This window comes from Micromonospora yasonensis (genome assembly GCF_026013475.1).
Taxonomy (GTDB): Bacteria; Actinomycetota; Actinomycetes; order Mycobacteriales; family Micromonosporaceae; genus Micromonospora; species Micromonospora yasonensis.
Genome location: NZ_JAPDPH010000410.1, coordinates 1 through 2673 on the forward strand (window position 1 = coordinate 1; position 2673 = coordinate 2673).

The 2673-nt window shown below is 71.6% G+C and carries 3 protein-coding genes; 1 reads left to right on the forward strand and 2 read right to left on the reverse strand.

What is annotated here, in order from left to right:
- Window positions 1–692: NAD(+)/NADH kinase (locus tag ONA70_RS35855; protein ID WP_265010913.1), on the forward strand; the 692-nt coding region annotated here is incomplete at its 5' end.
- A gap of 21 nt (window positions 693–713) precedes the next feature.
- Here ONA70_RS35855 and ONA70_RS35860 read toward each other — a convergent pair.
- Complete coding sequence (locus ONA70_RS35860) at window positions 714–1223, reverse strand: acyltransferase (RefSeq protein WP_265010914.1); 510 nt, start codon at window positions 1221–1223, stop codon at window positions 714–716.
- 158 nt (window positions 1224–1381) lie between these two features.
- Window positions 1382–2673, reverse strand: a 1292-nt coding sequence (locus tag ONA70_RS35865) for a phosphoglucomutase (protein WP_265010915.1), incomplete at its 5' end; no start/stop codon positions are given.

Sequence of the window (2673 nt, forward strand, 5' to 3'; positions counted from 1 at the left end):
TCCGCAACCCGAAGCCGGTGCTCGGGGTGCACCTGGGGCGGCTCGGCTTCCTGGTCGAGGTAGAGCCGCCGGAGCTGCCGGAGGCGCTGGACCGGCTCATCTCGCACGACTTCACCATCGAGTCGCACGCCTGTCTGGCCTGCGACGTGTGCGGTGACGACGTGGTGGCGTTCAACGACGTGGCGCTCGTGCGGCAGCCCGGGGCCGGTTTTGTCGTCGCCACACTCGCGGTGGACGGTCAGCGCTACGGGTACTACCGCTGCGACGCGCTGGTGGTCGCCACCCCGACCGGCTCGACGGCGTACAGCTATGCCGCCGGCGGCCCGCTGGTCTCCCCGGCGGCGCAGGCGGTGGTGGTGACGCCCTCCGCACCGATGGCCGGCATCTCCCGCTCGGTGGTGCTCTCCCCCGATGAGACCATCCACCTGGAGCTCCGCTCCGACTCCGCTCCCGTGGCGGTGGAGATGGACGGCCTGGTGATCCGAGACGCGGCCACCGGGGGCGCGCTGGTCGTGCGCTACCGCCGCGACGCTGGCCAGGTGGTACGCCTCGACCCGCGCCGCCACCAGGAGCGCAACCAACTCAAGCTCAGCCTGCTCGACCTGCCCCTGCTTCCCGAGCAACTGCGGGAACTGCTCCCGGACGGGATCCGCGAGCAGCTGAACCGGCGGGAGCTTCCACCACCCCGCTGACCTCGACGGATCGCGAGGCCGTCACGGTGTGGTGATGCCGTAGATCCGCTTGATCGCCTCCGCCTTGGCCTGGGCGGGAAGGTGACCGATGCCCAGCGACTTCGCCTGCAGCCGGGCCACGTACTCGTCGGTGGTCCGGATCGGCCGGGCCGGCACCCCGGCCGCCACGGTGTTGTCCGGGATGTCCCGACCGACGATCGAACCGGCCCCGATGACGCACCGCCTGCCGATGGTGACCCCGGGCAGGATGAGCGAACGGATCCCGAGGAAGGTGTCGTCACCCACCACGATCGGGGCGGTCCACTCCAGGTCGGGGTATTCCTTGCGCAGGTTCAACACGCCGCCGTCATGGGTGACGAACTGCACGCCCGCGGCGACGCAGACGCCGTCCCCGAGGGTGATCAGCCAGGGTTCCGAGCCGAACATCCACCGGCTGATGCCGTAGAACTTCACCCGGCCCGCCAGGTTGACGCCGATGGATCTGGCGAATGCCTCCGGATCGCGGGCACCGGCCCACCGGTCACGGGCCATCCCGACGACTGTGCGAATGCGGCTGGGCACGGGCCCCCCTTGCTTCCGGCGCTGCGGGGGCACGCGGCCCGCGTCAGGACACCGCCGCGCCCACCCCGATCGGACACCCTGAGCAACGAGGTACAACACGAAGAGTGACGGCGGTCGCCCCGGACGCGTCAGGCCTGCTTGAGCACCTCGCTCACCAGGGCCTTCGCCTCCTCCTGGATCCGGGTCAGCTGGTCGGGCCCCTGGAACGACTCGGCGTAGATCTTGTAGACGTCCTCGGTCCCCGACGGCCGGGCGGCGAACCAGCCCGACTCGGTGGTCACCTTCAGCCCGCCGATCGACGCGCCGTTGCCCGGGGCGGTGGTGAGGACGGCGGTGATCGGCTCGCCGGCCAACTCGGTCGCGGTCACCTGTTCGGGGGACAGTTTGGCGAGGACGCCCTTCTCCTCGCGGCTGGCCGGGGCGTCGATCCGGGCGTACGCGGGGGCGCCGAAACGCTCGGCCAGCTCGGTCCAGTGCTGGCTGGGGGTCTTCCCGGTGGTGGCGATGATCTCCGAGGCGAGCAGGCAGAGCAGGATGCCGTCCTTGTCGGTGGTCCAGGTGCTCCCGTCGCGGCGCAGGAAGGAGGCGCCCGCGCTCTCCTCGCCGCCGAAGCCGACCGCGCCGTCGAGCAGGCCCGGCACGAACCACTTGAAGCCGACCGGCACCTCCAGCAGCGGGCGGCCCAGGTCGGCGGCGACCCGGTCGATCATCGACGAAGAGACCAGGGTCTTGCCGACGGCCGCCGCCGGGCCCCACTGGTCGCGGGTCCGGAACAGGTGGCCGATCGCCACCGCCAGGTAGTGGTTGGGGTTCATCAGGCCGGCGTCGGGGGTGACGATGCCGTGCCGGTCGGCGTCGGCGTCGTTGCCGGTGGAGACCTGGAACCGGTCGCGGGCGGTGATCAGCGAGGCCATCGCGTTCGGCGAGGAGCAGTCCATGCGGATCTTGCCGTCGCCGTCGAGGGTCATGAACCGCCAGGTCGGGTCGACGGTCGGGTTGATCACCGTGAGGTCGAGGCGGTGCCGCTCGGCGATCTCCCCCCAGTACGCCACGCTCGCCCCGCCCATCGGGTCGGCGCCGACGCGCACCCCGGCCGCGCGGATCGCGTCGATGTCCAGCACGGCGGGCAGGTCGTCGACGTACCGGCCGAGGAAGTCGTACTCCCCGGTGGTGTCGGCGGCGCGGGCCCGCGCGTACGGGATGCGCTGCACCTCCTTGAGCCCGGCGGCGAGGATGGCGTTCGCGCGGTCCTGGATCCACTTCGTGACGTCGGTGTCGGCCGGCCCGCCGTTGGTGGGGTTGTACTTGAACCCGCCGTCGTCCGGCGGGTTGTGCGACGGGGTGATCACGATGCCGTCGGCGAGCCCGGTGGTCCGGCCGCGGTTGTGGATGAGGATGGCGTGCGACAGCGCCGGGGTGG

Excerpts from the sequence above, each read along its gene's own strand:
- ONA70_RS35860 (WP_265010914.1), bottom strand. The coding sequence starts at position 1,223 with ATGGCCCGTGACCGGTGGGCCGGTGCCCGCGATCCGGAGGCATTCGCC.